Annotated in this window: 24 protein-coding genes; 7 read left to right on the top strand and 17 right to left on the bottom strand. The window is 41.1% G+C overall.

The genetic code is table 11. The features are described from left to right. Nucleotide 1 precedes the first annotated feature (1 nt). The 3 genes from LEP1GSC185_RS11565 to LEP1GSC185_RS11575 all read right to left on the bottom strand — a co-directional run bounded on the left by LEP1GSC185_RS11565 (nucleotide 2) and on the right by LEP1GSC185_RS11575 (nucleotide 3,878). Complete coding sequence (locus tag LEP1GSC185_RS11565; protein ID WP_008589052.1) at nucleotides 2–1,108, bottom strand: MBL fold metallo-hydrolase; 1,107 nt, start codon at nucleotides 1,106–1,108, stop codon at nucleotides 2–4. A gap of 84 nt (nucleotides 1,109–1,192) precedes the next feature. After that, nucleotides 1,193–1,561, bottom strand: coding sequence for a hypothetical protein (locus LEP1GSC185_RS11570; RefSeq protein WP_008588797.1), 369 nt, complete (start codon nucleotides 1,559–1,561; stop codon nucleotides 1,193–1,195). A 52-nt stretch (nucleotides 1,562–1,613) separates the two neighbouring features. Then, on the bottom strand, nucleotides 1,614–3,878 hold the full coding sequence (locus LEP1GSC185_RS11575; protein WP_008588922.1) for an adenylate/guanylate cyclase domain-containing protein: 2,265 nt from the start codon (nucleotides 3,876–3,878) through the stop codon (nucleotides 1,614–1,616). 128 nt (nucleotides 3,879–4,006) lie between these two features. On the opposite strand from LEP1GSC185_RS11575, the gene LEP1GSC185_RS11580 reads away from it, so the two are divergent. Together LEP1GSC185_RS11580 and LEP1GSC185_RS11585 are read left to right on the top strand one after the other, a co-directional pair. Continuing rightward, nucleotides 4,007–4,486, top strand: coding sequence for a peroxiredoxin (locus LEP1GSC185_RS11580; RefSeq protein WP_008588936.1), 480 nt, complete (start codon nucleotides 4,007–4,009; stop codon nucleotides 4,484–4,486). A gap of 3 nt (nucleotides 4,487–4,489) precedes the next feature. Further along, on the top strand, nucleotides 4,490–6,256 hold the full coding sequence (locus LEP1GSC185_RS11585; RefSeq protein WP_008596772.1) for a M61 family metallopeptidase: 1,767 nt from the start codon (nucleotides 4,490–4,492) through the stop codon (nucleotides 6,254–6,256). Here LEP1GSC185_RS11585 and LEP1GSC185_RS11590 read toward each other — a convergent pair. After that, entirely contained in the window at nucleotides 6,243–6,959 is a 717-nt protein-coding gene (locus tag LEP1GSC185_RS11590; RefSeq protein ID WP_008596803.1) for an SDR family NAD(P)-dependent oxidoreductase, read from the bottom strand. The genes LEP1GSC185_RS11585 and LEP1GSC185_RS11590 overlap by 14 nt on opposite strands. 43 nt (nucleotides 6,960–7,002) lie before the next feature. On the opposite strand from LEP1GSC185_RS11590, the gene argB reads away from it, so the two are divergent. Both argB and LEP1GSC185_RS11600 read left to right on the top strand, forming a co-directional pair. Beyond that, entirely contained in the window at nucleotides 7,003–7,875 is an 873-nt protein-coding gene (argB, locus tag LEP1GSC185_RS11595; protein ID WP_010514502.1) for an acetylglutamate kinase, read from the top strand. Nucleotides 7,876–7,974: 99 nt separating this feature from the next. Next, on the top strand, nucleotides 7,975–9,723 hold the full coding sequence (locus LEP1GSC185_RS11600) for a GAF domain-containing SpoIIE family protein phosphatase (protein ID WP_024864040.1): 1,749 nt from the start codon (nucleotides 7,975–7,977) through the stop codon (nucleotides 9,721–9,723). A 35-nt stretch (nucleotides 9,724–9,758) separates the two neighbouring features. Here LEP1GSC185_RS11600 and LEP1GSC185_RS11605 read toward each other — a convergent pair whose 3' ends face one another. Further along, nucleotides 9,759–11,054 (bottom strand): ATP-dependent 6-phosphofructokinase, encoded by a 1,296-nt coding sequence (locus LEP1GSC185_RS11605; protein WP_008588741.1) that lies wholly within the window; start codon nucleotides 11,052–11,054, stop codon nucleotides 9,759–9,761. 119 nt (nucleotides 11,055–11,173) lie between these two features. On the opposite strand from LEP1GSC185_RS11605, the gene LEP1GSC185_RS11610 reads away from it, so the two are divergent. Then, nucleotides 11,174–12,205, top strand: coding sequence for an LIC_20087 family outer membrane protein (locus tag LEP1GSC185_RS11610; protein WP_008589267.1), 1,032 nt, complete (start codon nucleotides 11,174–11,176; stop codon nucleotides 12,203–12,205). Nucleotides 12,206–12,272: 67 nt separating this feature from the next. Next, nucleotides 12,273–12,896 carry a DUF3157 family protein gene (locus LEP1GSC185_RS11615; protein ID WP_008589021.1) on the top strand — a complete coding sequence of 208 codons (624 nt, stop codon included), beginning with the start codon at nucleotides 12,273–12,275 and terminating at the stop codon, nucleotides 12,894–12,896. A 54-nt stretch (nucleotides 12,897–12,950) separates the two neighbouring features. Here the strand turns inward: LEP1GSC185_RS11615 and LEP1GSC185_RS11620 are convergent, their stop codons facing one another. From LEP1GSC185_RS11620 to LEP1GSC185_RS11670, 11 genes are all read right to left on the bottom strand, one after another. Next, nucleotides 12,951–13,265 carry a hypothetical protein gene (locus LEP1GSC185_RS11620; protein ID WP_010514506.1) on the bottom strand — a complete coding sequence of 105 codons (315 nt, stop codon included), beginning with the start codon at nucleotides 13,263–13,265 and terminating at the stop codon, nucleotides 12,951–12,953. 6 nt (nucleotides 13,266–13,271) lie between these two features. Then, a complete protein-coding gene (gene metH / locus LEP1GSC185_RS11625) occupies nucleotides 13,272–17,009 on the bottom strand; it encodes a methionine synthase (protein ID WP_008596744.1) in 3,738 nt (1,245 codons plus the stop codon). Further along, the gene (locus LEP1GSC185_RS11630; RefSeq protein ID WP_010514507.1) at nucleotides 17,006–17,305 is read right to left on the bottom strand and encodes a DUF362 domain-containing protein; all 300 of its coding nucleotides are present in this window, start codon (nucleotides 17,303–17,305) and stop codon (nucleotides 17,006–17,008) included. Before LEP1GSC185_RS11630 ends, metH begins: the two co-directional genes overlap by 4 nt. A gap of 17 nt (nucleotides 17,306–17,322) precedes the next feature. Then, the gene (gene ahcY / locus LEP1GSC185_RS11635) at nucleotides 17,323–18,636 is read right to left on the bottom strand and encodes an adenosylhomocysteinase (protein ID WP_008588821.1); all 1,314 of its coding nucleotides are present in this window, start codon (nucleotides 18,634–18,636) and stop codon (nucleotides 17,323–17,325) included. Next, nucleotides 18,636–19,676, bottom strand: coding sequence for an ArsR/SmtB family transcription factor (locus tag LEP1GSC185_RS11640; RefSeq protein ID WP_008589259.1), 1,041 nt, complete (start codon nucleotides 19,674–19,676; stop codon nucleotides 18,636–18,638). Before LEP1GSC185_RS11640 ends, ahcY begins: the two co-directional genes overlap by 1 nt. A gap of 110 nt (nucleotides 19,677–19,786) precedes the next feature. Continuing rightward, nucleotides 19,787–20,317, bottom strand: a complete 531-nt coding sequence (locus LEP1GSC185_RS11645) for a DUF1564 family protein (RefSeq protein ID WP_008589003.1) — start codon at nucleotides 20,315–20,317, stop codon at nucleotides 19,787–19,789. A gap of 76 nt (nucleotides 20,318–20,393) precedes the next feature. After that, on the bottom strand, nucleotides 20,394–21,128 hold the full coding sequence (locus LEP1GSC185_RS11650) for a FecR family protein (RefSeq protein ID WP_008588874.1): 735 nt from the start codon (nucleotides 21,126–21,128) through the stop codon (nucleotides 20,394–20,396). A gap of 84 nt (nucleotides 21,129–21,212) precedes the next feature. After that, nucleotides 21,213–22,295, bottom strand: a complete 1,083-nt coding sequence (locus LEP1GSC185_RS11655; protein ID WP_008589138.1) for a DNA-methyltransferase — start codon at nucleotides 22,293–22,295, stop codon at nucleotides 21,213–21,215. Nucleotides 22,296–22,397: 102 nt separating this feature from the next. After that, nucleotides 22,398–22,961 (bottom strand): hypothetical protein, encoded by a 564-nt coding sequence (locus LEP1GSC185_RS11660; RefSeq protein ID WP_008589239.1) that lies wholly within the window; start codon nucleotides 22,959–22,961, stop codon nucleotides 22,398–22,400. 63 nt (nucleotides 22,962–23,024) lie between these two features. After that, entirely contained in the window at nucleotides 23,025–24,053 is a 1,029-nt protein-coding gene (locus LEP1GSC185_RS11665; RefSeq protein ID WP_024864039.1) for a FecR domain-containing protein, read from the bottom strand. Nucleotides 24,054–24,079: 26 nt separating this feature from the next. After that, nucleotides 24,080–24,604 carry an RNA polymerase sigma factor gene (locus LEP1GSC185_RS11670; RefSeq protein WP_008588970.1) on the bottom strand — a complete coding sequence of 175 codons (525 nt, stop codon included), beginning with the start codon at nucleotides 24,602–24,604 and terminating at the stop codon, nucleotides 24,080–24,082. A 436-nt stretch (nucleotides 24,605–25,040) separates the two neighbouring features. Here LEP1GSC185_RS11670 and LEP1GSC185_RS11675 point away from each other — a divergent pair, with 436 nt between their 5' ends. After that, complete coding sequence (locus LEP1GSC185_RS11675; RefSeq protein WP_008596822.1) at nucleotides 25,041–25,349, top strand: hypothetical protein; 309 nt, start codon at nucleotides 25,041–25,043, stop codon at nucleotides 25,347–25,349. Nucleotides 25,350–25,395: 46 nt separating this feature from the next. Here the strand turns inward: LEP1GSC185_RS11675 and LEP1GSC185_RS11680 are convergent, their stop codons facing one another. Next, on the bottom strand, nucleotides 25,396–25,674 hold the full coding sequence (locus LEP1GSC185_RS11680) for a TIGR04454 family lipoprotein (RefSeq protein WP_008588707.1): 279 nt from the start codon (nucleotides 25,672–25,674) through the stop codon (nucleotides 25,396–25,398). Nucleotides 25,675–25,711: the final 37 nt, after the last annotated feature.

The raw sequence follows: 25,711 nt of genomic DNA on the forward strand, positions 1-25,711 counted from the left end.
CCTAATGGGTAACTATATTACCGAATTCTAATTGTCCAAACGAGAAGGTAGGGCTTGTACCTGGAAAAAGCCAGAACCCGCTCATTTCAGAAGAAGGCATTACATTATAAAATTCAGGGTTCCGCAAAGAAGGACCTGCTATCTCTTTTTCTAATACCATAGAGATATACTGATCAAGACCTAACTCTAAAGTATTTCCATTTAAGATCACTTCCATTCCGGTGTTTTTAGCATATTTACGCACTCCAGGAATACTAGATTTGAGTGGATTATAATTATCTGCACTCACACCATTTTCACTAGTCACAAAAATCCCTTCCGGAGTATTCGCGACCAAGCTGTGATTTCCATATGTATGTCCTGGAGTTCTGATCAAAGCGACTCCTCCACCCAATTCCATATCCGAATCCAAAAGAACGACACGATCCATGGAGATCCCGCCGGAGCCGTTTGGACAATACCAATCGGATTGAGGAGGGAGAAGTCCTTGTATAGAATTCCATTCTTCTTTCATTACCAATAATTTAGCATTTGGAAAATATCCTGGCTGGCCATTCGCGCCCAACCATTTACGCAGATCCTGAGTATGCAAATGATCGAAAGAAATATAATCCACCTTCTCCGGAGGGAGTCCTACTTTCTTAAGACATTCCTCTACTGTATTCAAAGTAGGAGCCATGATCTTTCTTCCGATATTTTGAAAAGGTCCGAAACTTTGGGAAAGCCTTTTAAAAAACGGTGTTTCTGCGTTTGCATCCACATCGGACGGGGAGAATAACAAAGTTTTGATCCCTTCCGATGTTTTATACTGGATGATGAATAGTCGATTGATGATGTGTAGAAATGGTGTAGGAAGACTAAACGCATTTAACAAAGCATACTTTGTAGGATAAGGCACACGGACCAGATCAAAGGATTTATAATATACTATCTGCGGCCCAGATAAAAATTTATCTCTGAACCTCCTTGCTCTTTTACGAACATCTTCCAAACGATCTACCGGAGCAGGAAGACTGCGAGAGCCTAAAAAATCTTTGATCGGCTTGAGACTAGTATCTTTTTTAGAAGACGGTTTTTTGACTGACTTGGAAACGTTTGCCTTTGCCATAAGTTCATCCCTTCACTATATTTATGCTCCCATTCTCAAAAACGAAAATGGGAATTTTATTTGATAAAACTTTTTTATAAAAATTTAAAACGGTTTGTACAAAGCCAAATAAGCGGAGAATGTACCAAGCACCGGAAGGCCGAACCAAAGTATTTTTGCAAACTCTGGCTTTTTGTAATAAGCAGTCAATAATCCGCCAAAGATCAACCAGATCACGATCTTAGCGATCACCCAACCCGGAAAACTGGTCAACAGCCCTATCCTTGCAAGCATCCCGAAACCGCCCAAAAGTATGAGGGTCATACCTATTCCATGAGCCGAAGCGATCAGTTTTTTGGGAGCGTTCTCTTTTGTTCCCCCGCCTAAAACGTGAAGCGCTAGACCACCGTACGCGGAGAATAAGAATAAAATACCAAGGATATGAATGAGTTTGTACACCGGATAAGAAATCATAGGTGATCATTCTTAAGATCCTTCGGTCTTATGGGAAGCGAAAAACGATTATCTACTTTTCCAAAAGATGTTGTACTCCGACCCAATTTCCAACCGGTGGAGCTTCTATATATTCTTGGCAACGTTTTCTGTACAAAATCGCCACTATATCTTCCGGATAAACTTTTAAGGCCTGTTCGAAATTTTGGAGAGCTTCCTTAAAATTTCCCACCTTATAAAGAATGATCCCTCTGGAGATCAAAGGTAAGGTAGCGTCTTTCAGCTTGCGGATATGAGGATCGTCAGATTCGTAAATTTCGTAAATGATGATCGGCTGACTTTTTCCTTTGACCACAACGGAGTCCACCTCTCTGATCGCGAGTTCATCAGTAATGGTGAGACTAGACAAGGTATTTTGGGTAATCAATATATCAGCTTTATATAAATTTGTAAGGCTCTCCAATCGAGATGCAACGTTTACCGTGTCCCCTATCACAGTTGTGTCCAATCTATGAGAAGATCCTACAGTTCCGAGCATCAGATTCCCTGTGTTAATACCTATACCGATCCGAACACCTTTCACATGTCCGTGGGCGCTTTTAACTTCTTCTTCCAATTCACGGACTCTTCTCCTCATATCGATTGCGGCAAGAACCGCCCTATCTGCGGCAGACTTACCTTCCCAATTGTTTTCGGAATGGATCACTCTTTCTGCGGAAAATAACGCAAGGATCGCATCTCCCATAAACTTATCCACGAAACCTTCGTACTTTTGGATCAAAGGTTCCATCTTCGCAAGATATCCGTTGATAAATCTAAAATTTTCCTCGGGAGTCATCTTTTCCGAGATGGTGGTAAAAGAGCGAATGTCCGTGAAAAGAACGCTCATTTCGCGTAATGCGGAATCGCCAAGATTCACATCCACCGCGGAATCTTTTCCAAGCACGCTTAGGAACTGCATCGGAACGAAGCGGAAGAACGCATTCTTCTGTCTTGCCAATTCCAGTTTTTGATGACTGAGTTCTATGTTCAATTCTTCCGATTGTTTATATAGATCTATAAACCTATTCGCAAGTATGGTGGTTAATGAAATTACGAATAGAAGATATGCAAACTGAGTGAATCGGATCCCGGATTGAAAGAACATAGAATCTAACACATCGTAACCGGAAATGAATACGATGATAAACATACTGATTGCCATGAGAGAAGCGTCTTTTTTGCGCAGATAGACCGCTTTCCCCATAAAGTACAATAGATAAATAAGAGAAGGTAGAATGGAGATCTGCCAAGCTCTCAAACTGATCATCAAGTATTGGAATGGAGCAAAGAAGGAAAACAGGAAGATAGAAAAACTCCATCCTGTAATCGTAAGTATCGCCTTATTCGGCAAAGTAGATCCGTAAAAATAATCGTGTAGAAAAAGTAAGAATAATGGCGCAAGCAAAGATACGGAGGCGTATTCAATTCTTGTAATCCATGTGCTGTCTTGTATAAAATCGAAAATGATCGTGGACCTACTCAACGAGTAAACCGCCATGGAAATGGAAAAGATCCCGAAGTATAAATTGTATTTGTCCGTTCTTCTTTTGGAAAAAATGAGAAGATGATAGAGTCCGAAAAATATATAGATCGTATTTAAGCTTAGATTGATCAAGATCCCAATCTTTTTGGAAAAATCGTATTCAACACCTAAAGTATAGTCTCCGTCCAAATAAAATCCAAGATCCACATTCGTAGGTGTGAATATCGGAGAAAGTACGGGATATTCTTCTTCTGAAAGATGGAGTGCAGGTGCATCTCCCAATAGATGGAATACCAATTTGTTTTCTCCAGCCTGTAAGATGCTGGAATCAACCTGGATTTCCATATCGCGAAGAGTTTTTCGGATCTGCATTTTTCCATTCGGATCCAAATGTACCTCTTTTTGGAGAAGATGGCCGTTCAGATAGATCTCCCAGTTCTCTCCAATAAAATTTAAATAAAGTCGGATCGGGTTCAGAAAGACTCGGGACTTTGGATCGAAGTTTAAATTAAATTTTGTCTGAATGGTAAACTCTTGCACCTTGTCGGATACCGGAGTTTTATAGAGTTGGTTCAGAACGATCGGGAATTTTTCTATTTTTAAATATCCAGGTTCGACGGACTCGAAGCCGTTTTTGAATTCAGGTTTAAATCCTTGTACGGATTCCCACTCCAATCTTTTTAGATCCAAGTCTTTCCAACCTGAAATGGGCCCTTCTTCCTGAGAGCCCAAAGAATAAAAAGAGAATAATAAAAAAGAAATGAAGAGTAAAGATCTGAAAGGTAAAGCCGGAATTTTTTGTTTTTGCACCATGCGTTATTCGACAGCAGTAATTGGATGAGAAAAACTGCGAGATTTCAACTTTTTTAAAGGATTTTTTCCTTTTCCCGAGAATGTTTTCAGTGGAAACTATCCGGAAGGGAAAATAGGAGGAAAACTTTATGTCCGACTTATGGGAAGGCAAAAAATTACCGGAAGTAAGTTTATCTAGTTCTGCTGGAAACACCGTAAATCTACCCAAAGACTCGGCGGGTTCTTGGACCTTGTTGTATTTTTATCCAAAAGACGATACCCCGGGTTGTACAAAACAAGCCTGTTCTTATCGGGACAACTTGGAAAAGTTCACCAAAGCAGGAGCGAAAGTATATGGGATCAGCTCGGATTCTTTGGACAGTCATAAACAATTTATTGATAAGTTCAATCTGAGTTTTCCTCTTCTATCCGATCCGAAACAAACATTGAGCGGACCTTTAGGAGTTTACGGAGACCAAGAATGGCAAGGCAGAGTATTTAAGGGACTTTCTAGAGACAGCTTTTTGGTGGGACCTGATGGGACCATACGCAAAGTATGGAGAAAAGTGGATCCTACTAAAACAGTCGCAGAGACATTAGAGGAGATCTTAAAAGAGGCCGGTGCCTAAGGCGTGATCGTAAAATATACCCTAGATACATACCAACCGCACAGACATTTATTAAAGGTGGAAATGGAAGTCCACCCGGACAAGCAGGAAACATTTCTTTGTATTCCGAATTGGTCCCCAGGCTCTTATAAGATCCGAGATTATTCTAAATCCATCCATCAAGTCCAATTTACGCAGTCCAAACCTGGCTGGAACCTAGAGCAGACGGATCTTGATACTTGGAAAGTTTCTTCCAAAGGAGAAATATTCAAAATTTCTTATCTAGTTTACGGTTTTGAACATACAGTCCGGACAAACTATTTCATAAGCGATTTCATTTTAGTCCATCCCCCTGCTACATTCTTATATCCTAAAGATAGGATCGATATAGAACCTGAACTTAGTTGGAAGAGCTTGGCACCTTTCCGTTTTTGTTATACAGGTTTAAAGAAAAAGGAAGGTCCCAAGCAGACTTGGAAGGCTAAAAACTTCGACGAATTTTTCGACTGCCCTATCCTCCTTACAAACGAAAAACAGATCACATTTAGCGTCGAAAACTGCGAGTTTGATCTAGTCATTCTGGGAGACATCGAAACAAAAGATAAGAAGAAGATCTCCAAAGATCTGGCAACAATAGTAGAGACCCAGATCAAATTAATGGGCGGAACGGAAAACCAATATTACCTTTTTGTCTTAGATATGAGTGATAATCTATATGGAGGATTGGAACATCTCAATTCTAGTATCAACCAATTCGATCCAAACGGATGGTCTAATCCAGATAATTACAGGACACTATTAGAACTTTTATCTCATGAATATTTCCATCATTGGAATGTGAAAAGAATTCGTCCGATCGCGCTTGGACCTTTCGATTATCAAAAGCCTAACTTAACAAAAGAGTTATGGATCGCAGAAGGGATTACAAGTTTTTTCGATGCATATTTCCTTCTTCTTTGCGGGTCTTATTCTCCACAACAATACTTAAACAAACTCTGGAAGGACGTACAGGAACTGGAAGAATCTCTAGGAGAGTCCTGGATGAGCCTGGAAGATTCTAGTTTTACAGCTTGGACTAAATATTATAATCGTCCATTCGATCCGAATTTTTCGAATACCGGGATCTCTTATTATACAAAAGGCGCAATTCTATCTTTAAGTATGCACCTTTATATCCTGAAAGAAACTAAGGGGAAAAAATCCTTGGTGGATATTATGACTGCATTAAACAAACAGTATCATCAGGAGAAAAAAAGAGGCTTCACTAAAGCTGAATTTTTTCAAACCGCGAAGAAGGCCACAGGCCTTGATCTAAAACTGGAATTCGAACCTTATATCACAGAACCTAAACGGATCCCTGTCGAAACATATCTGCATTTGATCGGAATAGAAAGAACCGCTTCCAAACCTAAAATTGAATTAGGATTTAGGGTAAAGGAAGAAAAAGGAAGAATGATCGTAAGTAAGATCCTTCTCTCCAAATCAGTAAAAGAAACTGATATCAATTTAGGCGATGAATGGATCGCTTTGGACGACAAAAGAATTCTTCCAGGGAACTTTAAAGAATTATTAAATCAGTACCAACCCGGCAAAAAAGCGGACCTTCTTCTTTCCAGAAGAGGAAAGATCTTAAAAAGAAAGATCAAATTCGATTCTTCTCCTTCTGCAAACGAACTCTGGATAGACGAAAAGGCGGAAGGTGAAACTAAAGAATTGAGAGAGATTTTTTTACATCTTGGGAAAGAACCTAGAATTTCGAAACCTTCCACTAAAAAGACTATATCGAAGTAATTCCTCCGTCGACAGTCCAGTTCGCACCGTTTATATAACCGGATTCGGGAGAGATTAAAAAGGACACCACTCTAGCAATCTCATCCGGAGAGGCGATCTTCTTAACAGGTGTCATCTCTATTATCTTTTTGCGATGATCATCCACTTGGTCCTCTTGGATCCCCATTTTAGTTTCCATATAGCCGGGACTTACTGCGTTAGATGTGATCCCCTTCTCTCCCCATTCTGCGGCAATAGATTTCATAAAACCTATGATCCCATGTTTGGAAGAAGAATAAGCCACTGACAATGCGCTGCCTTGCACGGATAAGGAAGAAGCTATATAAACGAATCTTCCGGATCCTTGAGTGCTAAAAAGCGGAAGTAACGATTTTGTAATTTGAAATGCGGAACGAAGGTTGATCGAAAAGATCCTATCCCATTCTTCCAAAGAAACTTCGGTGATCTTATGATAAGGACCGCCATAACCCGCGCAATGTATAAATCCACGAATGTTCGGAGATGCCTCGGACTCTAAATTCTTGCAGGCAATTTCCAATTCATCTGAAGATGTGAGATCTATTTTTTGGAATGTTTCATTCGGATGAAGTTTGTCAGGAGAAACCAGGTCCCAATTTAGGATTTTATAACCTGAATTTCCTAATTCGGAAACAAGAGCTCTACCAAGCCCTCCACTTCCTCCAGTGATTAAAATTGTAAACATTTCCGAATCGACGTACAAGCGGGGAACGATTTCCCTGTTTGGTATGGAACATTCCTTTGAGAGGGTCAACAATATTCTGGAGGCCCTTCCCTATATTACAAAATACTCCGGGAAAACTGTGGTCATCAAATATGGCGGAGCCGCGATGGCAAAAGCAGACTTAAAGGAATCTTTTGCAAAAGATATCGTTCTTCTAAAATATGTAGGCATCCATCCGATCATCGTTCACGGAGGCGGACCGGAGATCAATAGACTCTTAGATAGTTTGAATATTCCGACAGAGTTCGTTCATGGACATCGAGTCACAAACGAAGAGACCATGGATGTTGTGGAGATGGTTCTCACAGGAAAAGTAAACAAGCAGATCGTCTCCATGATCAATAAAGAAGGCGGGAATGCTGTAGGACTTTCCGGAAAAGACGGAAATCTTGCAGTCGCTTCCAAGACCAAGATCCAAGTAGATGTGGAAGGAAAAAAATCGGAATTAGTAGATGTGGGTCTTGTGGGCAAGATCGACAAAATAGACCCGACTGTAATTTTATCTCTCCAAGAAAAAGGTTTTATCCCGGTCATTTCTCCTGTCGCCGAATCCGAATCCGGAGAGTCTTTAAATATTAACGCGGATACTTTCGCGGGAGAATTGGCAGGAGCCCTCAAAGCGGAAAAGCTGATCCTTCTTACCGACACAAGCGGCATCCTGATCGACGGAAAACTTGTAACCGGTTTGAACCGGGCCTTAGTAAAAGATTATATTCGGAAAGGAGATATCACCGGAGGAATGATCCCTAAAGTAGAATGTTGTCTTTCTGCGATCGACCAAGGAGTCAGAAGGACTCATATTATTGACGGAAGAGTCCCTCATTCTATCCTGATCGAAATCTTTACCGATCAAGGGATCGGCTCCTTGATCGAATGAGAGGGAAACTCCGAATCTCCTTGACAGGAGTTGGATTTGGGCTGGAATAAGCCCTCCCGATTTGAAAATCTCTCAAAAAAAGAAGTAATCCCGGACCAAATGAGTTTCAAACAGCTCTCCTTAGCTCTTATTTCAGACATTACCGCCAGGATCAACTCCACGGACGATCTGGAAGAACTTTTGGGAATTATCATAGAGACCACAAAAGATGTACTCAATACGGAAGGATGTTCCCTTCTACTCTATGATCCGGACGAAGATTGTCTAGTATTCCAAGTTGCAAAAGGTGATAAGGGAGAATCCCTCACCGAATTAAAAGTCCCTAGAGGAAAAGGGATCGCCGGAATGGTTCTAGAAAGTCTCGAACCGGTCATAGTAAATGACGCGGCAAACGATTCTAGAATTTACAGAAACATAGACGACGCAGTCGGTTTCACCACAAAAAATCTGATCTGTGTTCCGATGAAAGCGCAAGGGGAGATCCAAGGAGTTCTGGAAGCGGTTAACTCTCTAGAAAGACCCGAATTCACAAATAAAGACATTAAAATATTAGAATATCTTTCCGATCTTGCTGCGATCGCGATCAGGAACAGAAGATTGATCCGCGACTTAAAAGATCGTGCGAGAGAGCTGGATTGCCTCTATCAGATCAGCCAGGCGATCTCCAATATAAGCGAGTTGGATCAGTTCTTAAACCTTACGGTAAACGCGATCTCGGACGTATTGGGTGCGGAAAGAGTTTCTTTGATCTTCCAAAATCCTAGGACAAAAGCGTTCGAACTTTCCAAGTCCATCGGTTTCAGTTTAGAAGAAGAATCCCACTTAGTGGACGAATCCCGAGGGATCTTGAATGAAATTTTGTCACAAGGAAGTGCGATCCTAGTTCAAGGACAAACGGATATCAATCCTGACCTTCTCACACCGAACCGTTATAAGACTAGGTCTTTTGTTTCTGTTCCGATCCGTCAGGATGGGACCATCATAGGCGTTCTAAATGCCGCAGATAAGATGAGCGGAGATAGTTTTTCCCACCAAGATCTTTCTATCTTAAGCACGATCTCTAACCAGATCGCAGAGGCATATAATAGCCTTTTGGCAAAAAACCAAAAAGAGAAGTTAACTTCCATCCGAAGAGATATGCAGATCGCTTCTCAGATCCAGCTCAACTCGTTGCCTAATATTCCGAAAAAGATGCATCTATTGGAGATCGAAACTTCTTACACAGCATCCAAGGAGATCGGCGGAGACTTCTATGATCTGATCTATCATAATCCTGACGAAGTAAGTATCCTGATCGCTGACGTTTCCGGAAAAGGGATCGCTGCCGCGCTCTTCATGGAATTTTCCAAAACGATTATCGCGGGGGAAGTAGCTCGTAACTCTTCCACAAGCATCAGCCTTATGGGAGCGAATCGGATCATCCAGGAAAAGTCCGGTTATTTTATGTTTGTAACCGTTATGCTCACCCGCATCAATATGCTCAAAAAAAGAATACGTTATTCTAGCGCGGGTCATAACGAGCAGCTATTATATAAAGCTAAGGAGAAGAAGGTTCTACTTCTCTCCGGAAAAGGAATGCCTCTAGGGATTAAAGAGTCGGAGATAGAAGAACATGAAGTGGAATACCAACCCGGAGACCTTCTTGTTCTATACACCGACGGAGTAAGCGAGACTACAAATGAAACCGGAGAAATGTATTCTCTGGAGAATCTTGCGAAACTGATCGAAAGAAACGGGGACATGCCCGTGGAAAATCTAAAAGAACTGATCCTGGATACCACAGACGCATTCAGAGGGGATGCAGATCCTCATGACGATTACACTTTAGTAATGGTCCGACTCAATTAGAATTATATAATCCGTTTCGGAAAAAATTCTTATACTTATTCAGATACCATACGAGCGGGTTGTCCAGTTGAGGCCAATAATGTTCTCCACAAAGTACTCTTAGTAGGCTGTAGTACCTTTCTTTCCTGAATAGCGATATCGATAGGAAGATGAGTAAACACGTTATTCCACATTCCGATCACTAGATCCGTCTTGCCTGACATAGCTGCGTGTACTGCATTCTGGGCCAGAAATCCGCAGAAAATGGAATCCTCAGGGTTTGCGGGAATGGAACGAATGATATAGCTCGGGTCTATATATTTTACGTTCACTTCTATCTTCTCCGCTTTGAAGAAATCCTGGATGGAATTTTTGAGATAAACGCCTATATCGCCTAACTTTAGATTTCCGGAAGCGTCCCTTTCTTCAGATTTTCCGAAAAACTTTTGTCCTGCTCCTTCCGCTACGATGATCACCGCGTGCTTTCTGGTTAAGATCCTATTTCTTAATACATCTAAAAAGGAACCTTTTCCATGTAGATCGAAGTCCACTTCAGGGATCAGGCAATAATTTACGTTTTGAGAAGCGAGGGCTGCATTGACCGCGATAAATCCGGAATGCCTTCCCATTAATTTTACAACACCGATACCATTCGGTGCACCTTTTGCTTCTACGTGCGCGCATTCTACCGCTTCCATCGCTTTAGAGAAGGCTGTGGAAAATCCGAAAGTTTTTTGCACATAATTGATATCGTTATCTATCGTTTTAGGAACTCCTATGACAGAGATCTCTTCTCCTCGTCTATCTATCTCTTTTACGATCTCTTTAGCTCCTCTTAAAGTACCGTCTCCTCCGATACAAAACAACATTTTGACCCCGTACAATGAGAGTCGATCCACCATATCCGAGGGGCTTTGATTTCCTCTGGAAGAAGCAAGAATAGTTCCTCCGTCCCTTCCTATATGAGCCACATTTTCAGGGTTCAACTCTATAGGTTTATGATCGAATTTTTTGACAAGGCCTTGGTAGCCGTACGGAAATCCAAGGATACGTTTGACCCCGTATCTATAATTTAATTCCATTACGATGCCTCGGATCACATCGTTGATCCCAGGGCAAAGCCCTCCACAGGTAACGATCCCGGCAGTCACCTCTTTAGGATCGAAGTAGATCTTATTTCTGGGACCCGCTTGCTCGAAAAATTCGGCTCCTTCTCCTATATAATCCTTCCAGCTCTCTTCGGTTTCGAATACTGTCTTAAACACCACCTTAGATTCGTCTGCGGTGTAATATTCATAAGCAGCTGGGCTTTCAATTTTGCATGGTCCGAAATTTCTGATCTTTGTGTTCATTTATAGCGATTCCGTGTAAATTTAGAAGGTCCTATTTTTTGATAAATATGAAGGAATTTTCATTGGCAAAGTAGAATATTCCGTCATATATCAATAAATATAGGATGAGAACCGAGAAGATGACATATGATTCCAAATCTCTTCCTAAACGTAAGCGCTCGTTCTTTAGAAAGACCTTCCCTTCTCTCTTGCAGGTGATTTTTCCTTTTGTCGCGAGCCTATCCGTAATCTACGGAGAGAACAGTTCTACTTTTTTCTGGGATTCTTTCGACAACTTTTCCAAAAATAAGGCCTTATTTTCCCAAAAGGAAACTTCCGGCCAAACGGAAGAGAAGGAAGAGCACAAGGTCCAGTTTTTTTCCTCCCTTACATTCAAATATCCTTATGAAATGAAAGTATTTCGGGAATATATTCCGACCGAGTCCGCATCTTTTGATTCCATTCCTGGGTTGCCTAACAAATTACCAAACCAACCTAGGATACTTTTACAGAAAAGAGAGTTTTTCGCTTTGTATCCGGCGCTTGGAAGAGAAGAAGTTTTTGTAATGGCTATGAGTATGGGCCAGAACAAGGAAAATAAATCCGAAGCTTATGTAGGAGCGAATACGGAAAGAAGGGCATTCGATTCTCTGACAGATGTGAGAGCCACTTCTTCCGTTTTACCTGGTTTAGGCTCTAACCTTTCCAGAGGTTTAGACAACCAAGCCGGGAATTTACTCTTCGGATACTTACTCGGAAGAGCAGGCATCCAAATGGACCTGGGCTGGAGAATGGCCGGAAATAACGTCGGTTTGGCGATACCTGAGTCTGCCAAATCCTCTATCGGGATAAGTTATTCATTGATCTCGAATTCCAGCAGTTTGAATAAGATGGATTTTTTCTTACAAGTTTCCGGCATCAAAAGATTTAACGATAAAAGTCTTTTACAAATTGAAACACCTCAGGCTTTCAGAGGCTGGCAACAAGGTTACGAATATTACGTGAACCCAGGGTTTTCGATCTCCACAAAAAACCTGAGCTTCGAAGGTTTAGTACGTTTACCTCTCCATCAACCGTTCCCAAATACGGACGGACTACTCACTCCTGAGATCCAAGGTATGCTGGGAGTAAAATACAAATTTTCGGATAGTTCCCCTAATTTACAAAAATAAAAATCAAGTTTTTCTAATATAATTTCGTCAGCCCTCATAAAATCTTTCAAGACCAGGAGAAAGGCCTGTGAAAAAAATCAAGTTTCTACTCTTATTCTGCGCTGCTACTGCCACATTAGCCGATGAAGTGGTTTATACCAAAACAGGCCAAAAGGTGATCCTCAAAGAAAATTTCACCTGGCAATACGCGCCAGAGCCGAAAGTAGATCCTTCTAAAAAATCGAATTCGACCAGAGCCATTTTGAAAGCTGCGGACCAAACGAGTCTTATCAAAAGTAAATCGGGAGTATATTCTGTTTTCTATAATTCCGCTCTATGGACAAGTGTGACCGAAAACCATGAGTTTGCAGAATTCCATTTTGTAAACCAAGCAAGAACCGGAAACGCGATGGTGATCTATGAAGGTTTAGAAATACCTCTGGAATCATTTCCTGAATTAGTTTTATTGAATGTAGTAAAAACGGACCCGGATGCTAGGATCATAAACATAGAGGATTGTTCTGTAAACGGAGTACCGGGAAAGATCGTAACATATACGGCCCAAATCAAAGGCCTTAGATTTATTTTTTATTCTTTTTTAGCCAGTGGTAATTTCGGTTCCGTTCAGTTCTCTACTTTTACTCTGGAAAGCCAATTTGAGAAAGAGAAGGCGAATTTTGAGAAGGTAATTTCCGGATTTGTTTTGAATTGAGGTTTGTAGTAACTTCGACGGAATTTGAATTCGCGTCTGAGTTTGTCGAAGTTACTACAGAATTTGCATTTTCTGAAGGGAAAGTTGCAAATCCAGCTTATTGATCTGCTCTTTCTTTCTACCAAATCTAAGAAGAGAAGTAATTTTACCCGATGTAGTATCTATGACCTCTATCCTAGTCTCCATCACGGGGCAGGCAACTTCCTCACAACTGATCTCGCTCAATTTCAACCGTAAATCTTCCTTTCCTAGCTTCTCCCTAATCTTAGATGCCAGCCAGGGATGGAACGGAAACTCTGTTCCAGGCTCCGATTCATCCTGGTATTCAGAATGAACCGAATTTGTAGTAACTTCGACAAATCTCTTCATTAAAGATTAGACTCTGGAAACCGCCTCCTGGGGGTCATAGGCCAAATTCGGTGAAAGCCATTTTTCGACATCGGAAACGGTCATTCCCTTCCTGTTTGCATAATCCTGGATCTGGTCCTTATTGATCTTTGCTACCGCAAAATATTTAGCGGCTGGATGAGCAAAGTATAGACCACTCACAGAACTTGCAGGCATCATCGCAAAATGTTCCGTGAGGGTGATGCCCGTATTCTTCTCTACTTCCAATAGATCGAATAAGGTTCTTTTTTCGGTATGATCCGGACTTGCAGGATATCCCGCCGCGGGGCGAATTCCTTGATAACGTTCCCGGATCAATTCTTCAGTAGAAAGATTTTCATCCGCAGCGTAACCCCAGATCTCTTTCCTGATCTTTAAGTGCATGTATTCCGCAAAAGCCTCTGCAAAACGATCTCCCAAAGCTTTCGCCATGATGGAATTGTAATCGTCTAGGCGAGAATCAAATATGGATGCAAACGCTTCCACTCCATGACCTGCAGTAACCGCAAAACCACCGATATAATCAGCAATCCCGCTTTCCTTAGGAGCTATGTAATCCGCCAAACAATAGTTAGGTTCGTCTTTTTCTTCTTTGCTGATCTGTTGGCGAAGAGTATGGAAAACGGTCTTAATTTTTGTTCTGGTTTCGTCTTCGTAAACTTCGATATCGTCACCCACACTATTTGCGGGGAAGACTCCAATCACTCCTCGAGTTGTATATCTTTTATTAGAAACGATATCTTCTAACAATTTCTGAGCGTCTTTGAATAATTCTTTGGCCTGTTTACCGTAAGTTTCACTTTCGAGAATGGAAGGATAACGTCCTTTCAATTCCCAGGCTTGGAAGAATGGAGACCAATCTATAAAAGGGACCAATTCTTCCAAAGAGATCTCGTTATCAAAAACTCGAACTCCTACAAAGTTCGGTTTCGTTACCTTACTCACATTCCAATCGGTAACATATCTATTCTCTCGAGCATCTTCGATAGAAACAAGTTTACGATCGCTTCTGGTATTGAAATAAATTTCCCTTTGGATCTTTTGTTCTTCTTTGATCTGCTTTATGTAATCCGGTTTTAAAGAAGGATTCAAAAGTTTTCCTACAACGTTTACGACTCGCGAAGCATCCAACACATGAACCACAGGTTGGTCATATTTTTCAGAAATTTTTACGGAAGTATGGGCGGAACTTGTAGTAGCGCCTCCGATTAATAGGGGAATATCGAAACCCGTTCTTTTCATTTCGGAAGCAACATGGACCATCTCGTCAAGAGAAGGAGTGATTAACCCAGACAAACCTATGATGTCCACATTCTCCTTTCTTGCTTCTTCCAAAATTTTCTCGCAAGGGACCATCACACCTAGATCTATCACTTCGTAATTATTACATGCAAGAACTACCGCTACAATGTTCTTACCTATATCGTGAACATCCCCTTTTACCGTAGCGATCAGGAATTTCTGTTTTTTAGAAATCTGAGCCTGTTTACGATTTTCTTCCTCCATAAAAGGTAGAAGATACGCCACGGATTTTTTCATAACCCTTGCACTTTTTACCACCTGAGGAAGGAACATTTTCCCGGACCCGAACAGATCTCCAACCACTCTCATTCCATCCATTAAAGGACCTTCGATCACTTGTAATGGTTGGTCGTATTTAAGTCTTGCTTCTTCAGTGTCTTGGTCTATATATTCTACAATTCCTTTTACTAAAGAATATTCCAACCTTTGCTCGACTGTTCCTTCTCTCCAGGCTTCTTCTTTTTTCTCAGCCTTTTCGCCGGACTTAAAGGACTCAGCGAATTCGATCAATCTCTCTGTTGCGTCGGATCTTCTATTTAAAAGAACGTCTTCTACTCTTTCCAAAAGATCCTTAGGAATTTCTTCATAAACGGCAAGCATTCCGGCATTTACGATCGCCATATCCATCCCAGCTTTGATCGCATGGAATAGGAATGCTGAGTGCATTGCTTCTCTTACTGGATTGTTTCCGCGGAAGGAGAAGGAAATATTACTTAGGCCTCCGCTGATTTTTGCTCCTGGACAAACAGCTTTGATCTCTTTGATCGCTTCTATAAAATCGACCGCATAGTTATTATGCTCTTCTATACCTGTTCCTACAGTTAGAATATTCGGATCGAAAATGATATCAAATGGAGAAAAGTTCGCCTTCTCCACTAATAGATCGTAAGCTCTCTTGCAAATACGGACCTTATCGTCTTTAGTCGCAGCCTGGCCTTGTTCATCGAAAGCCATTACTATGACGGAAGCGCCGTACATCTTGATCGTTTTTGCCTGTTGTAAAAACTTTTCTTCTCCTTCTTTCAAGGAGATGGAGTTTACGATCGGTTTTCCTTGGATACATTTTAATCCAGTTTCCAAAACGGACCATTTGGAGCTGTCCACCATGAAAGGAACCTTAGCAATGTCCGGTTCCACCGCGATCAAGTTCAAAAATTCTCTCATGGAGGCTTCTCCATCCAAAAGAGCCTCGTCAAAATTGATATCGATGATATTAGCTCCTGCTTCTACCTGTTGTAGTGCGACCGATACCGCTTCTTCAAAGTTACCCTCTAAGATAAGCTTTTTGAATTTTGGAGAACCGGTTACGTTAGTTCTTTCTCCTATTAAAACGAAGCCGGTTGCCTCATCTATATTCAAAGGTTCTAATCCAGATAATCTGGTTTTCCCTTCTATCTCAGGAATGACCCTAGGCTTTTTGCCTTGGACAGCCTTAGCACCTTCTTTAATGTGAGCAGGCGTAGTTCCACAACATCCTCCCGCGATGTTCAACCAACCTTGATTGGAAAAATCATCTAAGAAGCTACCGAATTCTTCAGGAGTTTGGTCATATCCTCCGAATGCGTTAGGCAATCCTGCATTCGGGTAACAACTGATGTAACAACCGGAGATCCTAGACAATTCTTCTATGTAAGGTCTCATCTCCCCTGCGCCTAAGGCACAATTGATCCCAACAGAAAGAGGATTTGCATGATAGATTGAATTGTAGAATGCTTCAATTGTCTGTCCCGACAAAGTTCTTCCGGAAGCGTCTGTGATCGTAACAGAAAGGGAAACAGGGATTCGTACATTCAAATCTTTGAATACGTTCTCAATCGCTACTATAATCGCCTTTAAATTTAAAGTGTCGATATTAGTCTCGGAAAGAAGAATATCGACTCCTTCTTCCACTAGCGCCCTGACCTGCTCGTAGAATGTTTCTACCAGTTCATCGAATGTCACTGCACGAAATGCAGGATTATTCACATCAGGAGAGAGAGATGCAGTTCTAGTAGTCGGCCCTATGGATCCAGCGAGAAATAATGGTTGATCCGGATGGGTTTTAGAAAACTTCTCCATTGCGGCGCGAGCGACTTTTACCGCCTTTCTATTCAGTTCATCCACATAGGCTTCTGCATTATAATCTGCTTGAGAAATTCTATTGGAGCTGAACGTATTCGTCTCCAAGATATTCGCCCCTGCTTCCAAAAACTTATAATGTATTTCTTCGATCACTTCCGGCTTTGTAATCACTAGTAGATCGTTATTCCCTTTTAATGCAGAAGGATGATCCTTGAGTCTCTCATCTCGGAAGTCTTCTTCTCCCAGACCATATCTTTGGATCATGGTCCCCATTGCACCGTCAAGGACCAGTATCCTTTCTTCCAACAATTTTAAGAGTTCTTGCGCTTTGGGATTTGTATATGTGGGAAATTTATGTTTCATAGTTCTTTAATATTGCAGTGTTTATCTAAAAGAGGTTTTTTAAGATCGTTGATCATCGGCAACGTTTTCGATTCTTTTGCGTTCAAAGCGATCCAATCTTTCCATATCACCGGCACCTCATCCTCCGGGAAAATGGCATTCACCGGACATTCTCTCAAACAATCGTTACAATTGATGCATATGTCCGGATCTATGACTAAATAATCCTTTCCTTCTCGGAAAGCTTCAACAGGACAGGCAGCGGCACAGTAAGTAATTTTACACCCTACACAGGGTTCGGTTACTACGTATGCCACAACCTCTCCTTTATCGATTAGTAACGGTAGTGTTCCGGTTTGAACGGACCTTCTACCGGCACTCCGATATATTCAGCTTGTTTAGCGTTTAATGTGGTTAGGCGAACTCCTAATTGCTCCAAATGCAACGCTGCAACTTTCTCATCTAATTTTTTAGGCAATCTATAGACGCCGATCTCGTATTTATTGTTCCAAAGTTCGATCTGAGCCAATACTTGGTTCGTGAAAGAACAGGACATTACGAAAGACGGGTGACCGGTAGCACAACCCAAGTTCACCAAACGACCTTCTGCGAGAACGATAATGGATCTGCCGTTCGGGAAAGTATATTTGTCCACCTGTGGTTTGATTTCCTTTTTCACGACACCTTTCTCTGCGTTCAATCTGGACATTTGGATCTCAGTATCAAAATGTCCGATATTACAGAGAATCGCGCCGTCTTTCATTGCTTTCATGTGTTCAAGGGAAATAATATCGTCGTTTCCGGTCGCAGTTACTACAAGATCCACAAATTCGATAGCGTCTTCCACTCTTAGAACTTGGTATCCTTCCATTACTGCCTGAAGAGCGCAGATAGGATCGATCTCAGTAACGATTACCCTCGCTCCGAAATTGCGTAAAGAAGCAGCGGAACCCTTTCCAACGTCTCCGTAACCGCAAACAAGAGCTACTTTTCCAGCAAGCATGACGTCGGTCGCACGTTTGATACCGTCAGCCAAAGATTCTCTACAACCGTATAAGTTGTCGAATTTGGACTTAGTAACGGAATCGTTCACGTTAATTGCAGGAAGTTTCAACTCGCCTTTTTTGAGGAGTTTTTCCAGACCTTTTACTCCTGTAGTAGTTTCTTCAGAAACTCCTTTAATCTCTGCCAGAAGTTGAGGATATTTCTCGTGAACGTACATGGTTAAATCGCCGCCGTCGTCCAGGATCATATTCGGACCTTTGCCGTCCTCAAAGAACAGGGTTTGCTCTACACACCACCAGTATTCTTCTTCCGTCTCACCTTTCCAAGCGAACACGGGAACTCCGGTCTTTGCGATAGCAGCTGCCGCATGGTCTTGAGTGGAGAAGATATTGCAAGATGACCAACGAACTTCTGCTCCAAGCTCGGTCAGAGTCTCGATCAGAACCGCAGTTTGAATGGTCATGTGAAGGGAACCAGCTATACGCGCACCTTTCAGAGGCTGTTTACCCTTATATTCTTTGCGTAAGGACATCAGACCTGGCATTTCTTTCTCTGCCAGAATGATTTCTTCGCGACCCCAGTCCGCGAGTGAAATGTCTTTAACCTTATATTTTAAACCTTTTTCTTGTATTGTAGCGGACATTAAAGTCCTCCTCTTTTCTTAGCTTTAATTATTAATACTTTGAAGTATTTCTGGGATTCCACTTCTTCGATAGATTCAAGGCTGAAGCCGGTGTGGCTTAGCCAATCAGTGAGAAGTTCCGACTCGAATCCGAGCCATAAGTCCGCGAAATTATCGCGCATGATTTCTTGGTTATGTTTTTTAAGATCTACGATGATAAAAGTGCCGTTGTCCTTGAGAACTTTATGTACTTCTTTCATAGCCTGAGGTGGATTGGAAAGGTGGTGTAAGACCATCGAAGCTACGACAGAATCGGCAGACTTGACTAGGTTCTGTGGCAAAGTTTCAATTTCGGACGTAAGCAATTGGACTTGGGAATTATTTAAAAAGGAACTCTTTGCCTCTTTAATCATTTTTTCAGAGGAATCGATCCCGATCACTTCTTGGCCCTTCATTAATAGGTAAGGAATTAAACCGCCAGGACCGCATCCAAGGTCTAAGATCCGACGAGAATGTTCCGGAAGTAAATCCAGAATCTTATTCCGATATAAAACCGGATCCAGAACATCGCTTTGAATGCTTTCCCAATTCTGGGCGACATCATCAAAGTATTTAGATCTTTTCAGATCTCTTTGCCTGAGGATATCTTTGGTCTTAGCTAAATCTTGTTCTGAATAAGGAAGGCTCTTCTCAAAATCTAGAAGGAGCGTATGAAATCTTGCAGAAAAATCCAATGAATCATCGTTCGAAACTTTAGGACTATAATATACCCAAGAACCTTCTCGTTGAAATGTCAGAAATCCTGCATCTGCCAATATCTTTAAATGTCTAGAGATCCGAGATTGGCCCATGTCCAAAACTTCCGTTATCTCCTGAACATTGAGAGGCGCTATAGAGAGTATTCGAAGAACCCGAATACGGGTTTCATCAGATAATGCCTTTATTGCTAGCAGAATATCCCGGTCCTGAAAAATAGCTTTTGCAGGAAGAGGCCCCGCAAGGGCGGAATCTGAGTAAGTTCCGACAGATTCTCTTTCTAGAGATATATCCTTCAGCGACATTCTTAAGCCTTTCTCACAAGATATCAAGATATCTTGATTTCTTCAAGCAAAAATTACCTTTTTTTCGGCATCTAATTATGTCTTATAAATTCCTTATCATGGGGCGAATATTAACTCCAATTTGGAGATCCCCTTTCAAGAGTAAATCTCCGAGGCCATCCTATTAAAATGATCTCTACCTCCTGGGTTTCTAAATTCAAAATACGGCGAATATCCAAGATGATTGAAGTCGCCGGTTTTCGATTTTTCCAAAAGTGAGAAAGAATTCTTTTATCTACTTCAAGTAATTCCCAATAGATCATTAACACGATTATATAGTTCATTGAAACACCGTGCGCTAGAGCTACATTCCTCAGCTCTTGGTAATTTTCTTCTTTTGGGCGATAGCTGTGGCGAACCAAATTTTGGCCTTTTGCCTGAAAGGAAGTTCGAAGCGGATTTTTTCCCAAATATCTCTGCGACTGGAGCAACAGACTATACTTCTCTTGCAAACGCTTCAAATATCTTGGAAAGTTTCGTTTGCAATCGACTGGAACTTTTCTCCAAAGCCTTTCAGGAACCAACGCCGTAGAAGGATATGGATTCTTAACAATCTTTGCCTTTTGCTTAAGCTTCTCATTTTGGAAAACGGTAGAGTTCATGCCCTTCTCGTTTCCCAAGTTTAAGTTAGCGAGTGAGAATTTTTTGAGTTTATCGAAGTTACGACAATAGGATCAATTATATATCCTGCTTGGTCTGATTTAATAACTCCTGGTTCTGAAGTTTTTGGTCTCGGAGCATTTTATAGTTTTCTTCCATTATCTTCTTGAAACCATCTAAAATCTTCATTTTTTCACGCATAAACTCTTCTAATGGCTGTTTCAGAAGGCCTTGTGGATATACCACAGCTTCTTCATCTCGTTTCAACGGAAAGCTATTTCCATTTTCTGTAGTAACTCCGACTTCTCCTTCTTTCACAAATATTCCATTCGGTACATCGGAATCTTCGTTATCGGGATTTTCTTTACGCTGAGCTTCACTTTCTTCACAAACTACAAATTGTGTTCCACGAACGCCTGCATTGTAAGAGGGCGCAGTGATCGTAAAATCTTCTTTCTTCGATCCTTTATCGACCCGGGCAAATACTTTGCCAGAAACAAGTTCTAATTTTGATTTATTTGACTTTTTGTCGGAACTCAGCTCAGCAATCTTAACTTTAGTAAAGGCCGCAATCCGAACGACTACGGAAGGACCAATCTGAAGATCAACTTTTCCTTCTTTTGTTTCGAGTTCGTCCTGCTTTTTCAATATCGAATTTTTTTTCAGGCTGACCCTTTTCCCATCCTGAGTGCCCGAAACGTCGCCCACAACGAACAGCACGATCGCAATTTCTTCTTCTGCAAATAAAGAACATGGTAAAGCTACTAAAGTAGAGAAAATGAGGAAGACAGATATGAGTGCTCGGTATTTCATGCGAGGGTTTCCTATAAAACTAATTTATTCAATAAAGCTGTAGTAGGATCTACTAGATCTATTAGAATAGCAACAATTTGAATCTTACTTTTTATAAGAATTTTGCAGATTAAATTGGGAATAACAAGCTTTCAAGGAGAAATGTTCGTTCTCAAGTGAAGAATCTACTGACTCAAAGGTCAATTCTGTCTCCTGAGAAGTAATTACTGGAAATCCATAGTATTTATTCTTGTGCACAATCTCTTTCTTTTTTTTCCTCCGATCCGAAATGAAATCAAGATGACTTTGCAATCTATTTTGTAGTATCTTCGACGAAACACCTACCGCACTGAGAAGCTTCTTCTTAGCTATTTCGAGAATTCCTAGATCTACATCATATCCGATACTATTTCTGGAAGAAAGGAGGGCGGCTAATGATGTAGTTCCAGTTCCCAGGAACGGGTCCAAGACAGTATCCCCCTTTATGGAAAACATGTTTACCAATCGGTAGGCGAAATCTAGAGGAAATGCCGCAGTCCTTTCACGCGAAGCTCCGACATCCTTAAAAATTTGCCTTTCTCCCTTTAGGTCCCAGACATCCGAGAACCAGATATTCCTTTCTTCCCAGAAAAAGGCGCTATTTCGTCGGATCTCCGTCTCAAATTTAGAATACTTTCTCAACCCCCCTTTCCGAAGGATCAGAATATACTCATGTTCGTAGGTAACATATGCGCCAACTGGGTACATTCCTGAACCCATAAATTTGGTAGGGGAATTAGTCTGTTTTCTCCAAAGAATGTCGGGCAGAGAAACAAAGCCGAAGTTACGACAAGCCTGTAAAATTCTCGAGTGATTCGAAAATAAACTGAACTCCCCCCCAATACTCCGAGTAGCATCTCCAATGTTTATGAGAAGGATCCCACCTTCTTTCAAAACTCGGAAGCATTCGGCCCAGACCTTATCCAGTTGCAAATGCATTGCCTCGAAGGCCTCATTCCCCAAGTTTTTGGCAAGAGCTTTCTTGGTCTTTTTATCCCAACTTTTAAATAGATCATCCCACATTTCCACCATGGGATAAGGAGGAGAAGTTAATACGAGGTTAACACTTTCATCCGAAAGCTTATCCATTTTTCTCGAATCGGAATTATATAATAAATGAAAAGTTTCCGGAACGAGTATTTCCTTCATACACGTTCCGCATGATTCGAGAGCACCATAAATTGGCTATTCAAATTTAGAAAACGACGATAAGAAGAAGGATAAGTCGAAGATACTACAAAATCCCGACTATTAATTCTTCTTGCCGTGGATCTTTTTATCAATCAACTCGTTCAGTAGATCGGCAAGATCCTGAAACTCGTCCCCACTCCGGATCCGGATCTTATCTACGTCTTTACCTTCCAGTAGTAATTTTAGATTCTTCTTAATATTATAGATCGGCCCGGCCATTTTGTGAGAATAGACTAAGACAAAGATCGCCGAAAGTAGAAGATACAACATAGAGAATAAGAGAATTCCTTTAAATTGGATCGTGAATAGATCCAATCCATGATCGTAATCCGGAAGGGCCAGTTCCTTTTCTACAAACTTGTCCTTCTCTTCTCCGTTAACGATCTCAAATCCCTTTTGATAGACTTTAACAGTATCTTGGCGGAGTCTGAAAACCACTCCTTTGTCATACTTGGTAGAATGTATCCAAAATAAAAATCCGAGAGTAAGCAGTAACCCAAAGATAAACAATAAAGAAAAGTTTAAGAAGAACCTTAATTGAAAGTCCTTATCTATCAGATAATTGGCAAGATGTCTTTTATAACGAGGAGTCTTTGCGGAGGAGTTTGCTGTTTCTTCAGACATGGGATTTAGCCTTCTTTGGTAGAATTTCTTGAAAATTCTCCACATGTCAAAAATATTTCAATTTTAACGAAGTTGAATCACCTCCATAACTGAATCTCTTTGGATTTTTATTTCCTTCTCAAGAGTTTGCAAATACATAAAATTTTCGTCCATGTCGACAATCACACCTTCTAACGTTTCACCATTGGCGAGTATGACCCTTTCCAACCTCTGGTACTCGTTAAATAAATCGTCCTTATTGGAGAAAGATTTTTCGGAATTTCTAGGGATCTCGTCCACGTGAAGCTCTGAAAACTTGAACCCTAAATCCTTTTGCTCTGCAGTAGATAGAAAGGTTCTCTGGAACCCCTTTGCCTCTAAACGGATCTTTTGGCCTGGTTCCAAAACTTGCTCTCCGCGATTCGGCTCACTGATACTCTTTGCAGCTACCCTTCCCTCTAAAACGGAGACTATAGTTCCTTCTTTTGAAATTTCTCTGACCTCGAACTTTGTTCCTCTGACTTCCACCAGACCTGTTTCAGTTATGATCTTAAATTCATCCTTTTTCAGGTTTTTGTGCAAATGAACTAAGATACTTCCGCTGCGAAGTCGGAAGGATTGTTTTCCTTCTTTCATAATCTCGAGTTCCGTAGATTCTTCCAAAATCATACCTTCTCCCTTTGCAACGCTTAGAAAAAGTTTAGAGCCCGGCTCGGTCTTTAAGATCTGCCCGTAACCTACGGATTCGCCTTCATTTAAGGCCAAAAGTTTCTCCGAATCAGAGGAGAATAAGTATCCTTTCCCTACAATTTTAGTTACGGAGATTCCGAGTTCGTTCTTTAAAGGAGGAACTTTAGGATTTTGTAAAATAAGAAAGCTGAATGCTCCAATCAAGATCGCAGCAGCGGAGGCAATAGTATATAATAGCGGCTTTTTGAAGCTGATAACCTTAGAAGCTTGGGTCTTTTCGTAAAGTTCTTCGAAAGATATATGTGAAGGGGGAAAAGCCCAAGATTTGGAAAGCATATCGGACAATTTATCGATAGAAGAACTGTATTCATTCTTCTCGCCTTCGATCGCCTTCCTAATTTTATGTTCGAAATTTTCGTCCATTCTTCCCTTCAAAGCTCTTCTCTGTATTATTCCATCGGCAAAATCTGTTTATTTTTTGCGATCTCCACGAGCTTTCCGGTCGCCTTGACAACCAATCTTGATGCAGTCGCAATCGAGATCCCCATAATATCCGCAATATCAGCCAACGTGTATTTTTCTATATTCTTTAATACTAAAGCGTATCTTTCTCCTTCTTCTAAGTCGTCCAAACAATCCATCAGTCTGGATTCCAAGTCGGAAAGTTCCGTTTTTCTTTCGAAACTCTGTCCTTCCTCTCGGTAGGTTCCCATATCGTCCGTTCCGGATTCCTTCACGGTGGAAAACTTCTTGGCGTAGTTAATCGAACGATTTCTTGCAATCGTGTATAACAGCTTTAGGGCTTGTTCTTTGTTTAAGTCGGAATTGGAATACTTCTTAAAAAAATTAAGAAAAGTATCCTGCATTAGGTCAGAGGCGGTTTCTGGATTTCCGGTATATTTGTACAAGAAATCAAAAATTCTCCCGTTGGATTCCCTATACAGGGTTTCCATAAAATCTTTTCGGGATGCCATTACACAAAGATTCCAACTTGAAACGCTAATTCAAGTAATTTCCGACGGCTGTTCTAAACTATACCCTTTTCTCCTCTTCGCGAACGGGCTTTGATAGAAATAACATATCTGGTCGGACTTTTTTACATGGAGGAGAAAAATTTGTAGGAAGGTTTACATTTTTTCTTCTAGCCGATTCTAGGAAAGAAGAAGCGAAATTTTGAAAGTGAATCAGTTCGAATTCGGGGAGAATGGTTTTTGGTAATGAGATCGAGATGGGAGTTTAGTAGTAACTTCGACGAGAGATTCGCAGGTCCCAAGCAATCGGTCGAAGTTACTACATTCAGTCTGATTTGAGTTCTTTCTATGAGACATAATTTAGATTCTTCAAATACTCCAGGTCCTTCTCAATCGGACCGATAGAATTCATATCTGGACCCGAGAATCCAGTTAGAATATGAGTCGAACCCTTCCTATCTTAGCCCTTTTTGTAGTAACTTCGACCATCCTCTACACCCCACTTCTCCATCCCTCTCCAGAGGCTTTCTTCCCAAACGAAACTCCTGAATCAAAACCACTTTTACGTGTCCTTCCCGCTTTCAGAAAGGAAGAATGCGACTGGGCGATCCGCTGGGACATATGCCTTAGATGTGTTTCGAGTAGATACAGGTATGTACAGAGGATACATTTTTATCCTTCCGGATTGTATAGGGAACATGGATGTTATTCCGAGGAGAAAGGTTTCTTTTTGATAAAAGAAGATTAAGTAGGAGATAAAGGGCCAGAGAATCCCGGCCCTTTATTGTGCAAAATTACTTCTTACAAGTAGCGAGAGCTGCGAGTGTTTTAGAAGATTTTAAACAAGTAAGATCGTATTTACCAGTCATACACTCTTTGAGTAGATGAGCGGAAATTTGACCTTGCATAGCTTTCAGTTTTTCTGCCTGCTCAGGAGTTTGACCAACGGCAAGATTGGAAATCAATTCGTTTACAACTGGATCACATTCTGCTTGGCTCACTTTCGCTCCGCCGCAAGAAATCAGACCTGCAAAAATTAGAATCGTAAGGATCGAAAAAAACGTGTTTTTCATGCAAAGACCTCTGCGAATTTTTAATTCTATGTCGCTA

The organism is Leptospira licerasiae serovar Varillal str. VAR 010 (genome assembly GCF_000244755.1).
In the GTDB taxonomy this organism is placed as follows: domain Bacteria; phylum Spirochaetota; class Leptospiria; order Leptospirales; family Leptospiraceae; genus Leptospira_B; species Leptospira_B licerasiae.

Bases quoted from the DNA above. Each gene is read 5' to 3' on its own strand.
- LEP1GSC185_RS11610 (WP_008589267.1), top strand. From the start codon at position 11,174: ATGACATATGATTCCAAATCTCTTCCTAAACGTAAGCGCTCGTTCTTT.
- LEP1GSC185_RS11590 (WP_008596803.1), bottom strand. From the start codon at position 6,959: ATGTTTACAATTTTAATCACTGGAGGAAGTGGAGGGCTTGGTAGAGCT.
- argB (WP_010514502.1), top strand. From the start codon at position 7,003: ATGGAACATTCCTTTGAGAGGGTCAACAATATTCTGGAGGCCCTTCCC.
- LEP1GSC185_RS11640 (WP_008589259.1), bottom strand. From the start codon at position 19,676: ATGTCGCTGAAGGATATATCTCTAGAAAGAGAATCTGTCGGAACTTAC.
- LEP1GSC185_RS11675 (WP_008596822.1), top strand. From the start codon at position 25,041: ATGAGTCGAACCCTTCCTATCTTAGCCCTTTTTGTAGTAACTTCGACC.
- LEP1GSC185_RS11605 (WP_008588741.1), bottom strand. From the start codon at position 11,054: ATGAACACAAAGATCAGAAATTTCGGACCATGCAAAATTGAAAGCCCA.
- ahcY (WP_008588821.1), bottom strand. From the start codon at position 18,636: ATGTCCGCTACAATACAAGAAAAAGGTTTAAAATATAAGGTTAAAGAC.
- LEP1GSC185_RS11650 (WP_008588874.1), bottom strand. From the start codon at position 21,128: ATGAAATACCGAGCACTCATATCTGTCTTCCTCATTTTCTCTACTTTA.
- LEP1GSC185_RS11645 (WP_008589003.1), bottom strand. From the start codon at position 20,317: ATGAACTCTACCGTTTTCCAAAATGAGAAGCTTAAGCAAAAGGCAAAG.
- LEP1GSC185_RS11620 (WP_010514506.1), bottom strand. From the start codon at position 13,265: ATGAAGAGATTTGTCGAAGTTACTACAAATTCGGTTCATTCTGAATAC.
- LEP1GSC185_RS11570 (WP_008588797.1), bottom strand. From the start codon at position 1,561: ATGATTTCTTATCCGGTGTACAAACTCATTCATATCCTTGGTATTTTA.
- metH (WP_008596744.1), bottom strand. From the start codon at position 17,009: ATGAAACATAAATTTCCCACATATACAAATCCCAAAGCGCAAGAACTC.
- LEP1GSC185_RS11655 (WP_008589138.1), bottom strand. From the start codon at position 22,295: ATGAAGGAAATACTCGTTCCGGAAACTTTTCATTTATTATATAATTCC.
- LEP1GSC185_RS11575 (WP_008588922.1), bottom strand. From the start codon at position 3,878: ATGGTGCAAAAACAAAAAATTCCGGCTTTACCTTTCAGATCTTTACTC.
- LEP1GSC185_RS11600 (WP_024864040.1), top strand. From the start codon at position 7,975: ATGAGTTTCAAACAGCTCTCCTTAGCTCTTATTTCAGACATTACCGCC.
- LEP1GSC185_RS11680 (WP_008588707.1), bottom strand. From the start codon at position 25,674: ATGAAAAACACGTTTTTTTCGATCCTTACGATTCTAATTTTTGCAGGT.
- LEP1GSC185_RS11670 (WP_008588970.1), bottom strand. From the start codon at position 24,604: ATGGCATCCCGAAAAGATTTTATGGAAACCCTGTATAGGGAATCCAAC.
- LEP1GSC185_RS11660 (WP_008589239.1), bottom strand. From the start codon at position 22,961: ATGTCTGAAGAAACAGCAAACTCCTCCGCAAAGACTCCTCGTTATAAA.
- LEP1GSC185_RS11665 (WP_024864039.1), bottom strand. From the start codon at position 24,053: ATGGACGAAAATTTCGAACATAAAATTAGGAAGGCGATCGAAGGCGAG.
- LEP1GSC185_RS11580 (WP_008588936.1), top strand. From the start codon at position 4,007: ATGTCCGACTTATGGGAAGGCAAAAAATTACCGGAAGTAAGTTTATCT.
- LEP1GSC185_RS11565 (WP_008589052.1), bottom strand. From the start codon at position 1,108: ATGGCAAAGGCAAACGTTTCCAAGTCAGTCAAAAAACCGTCTTCTAAA.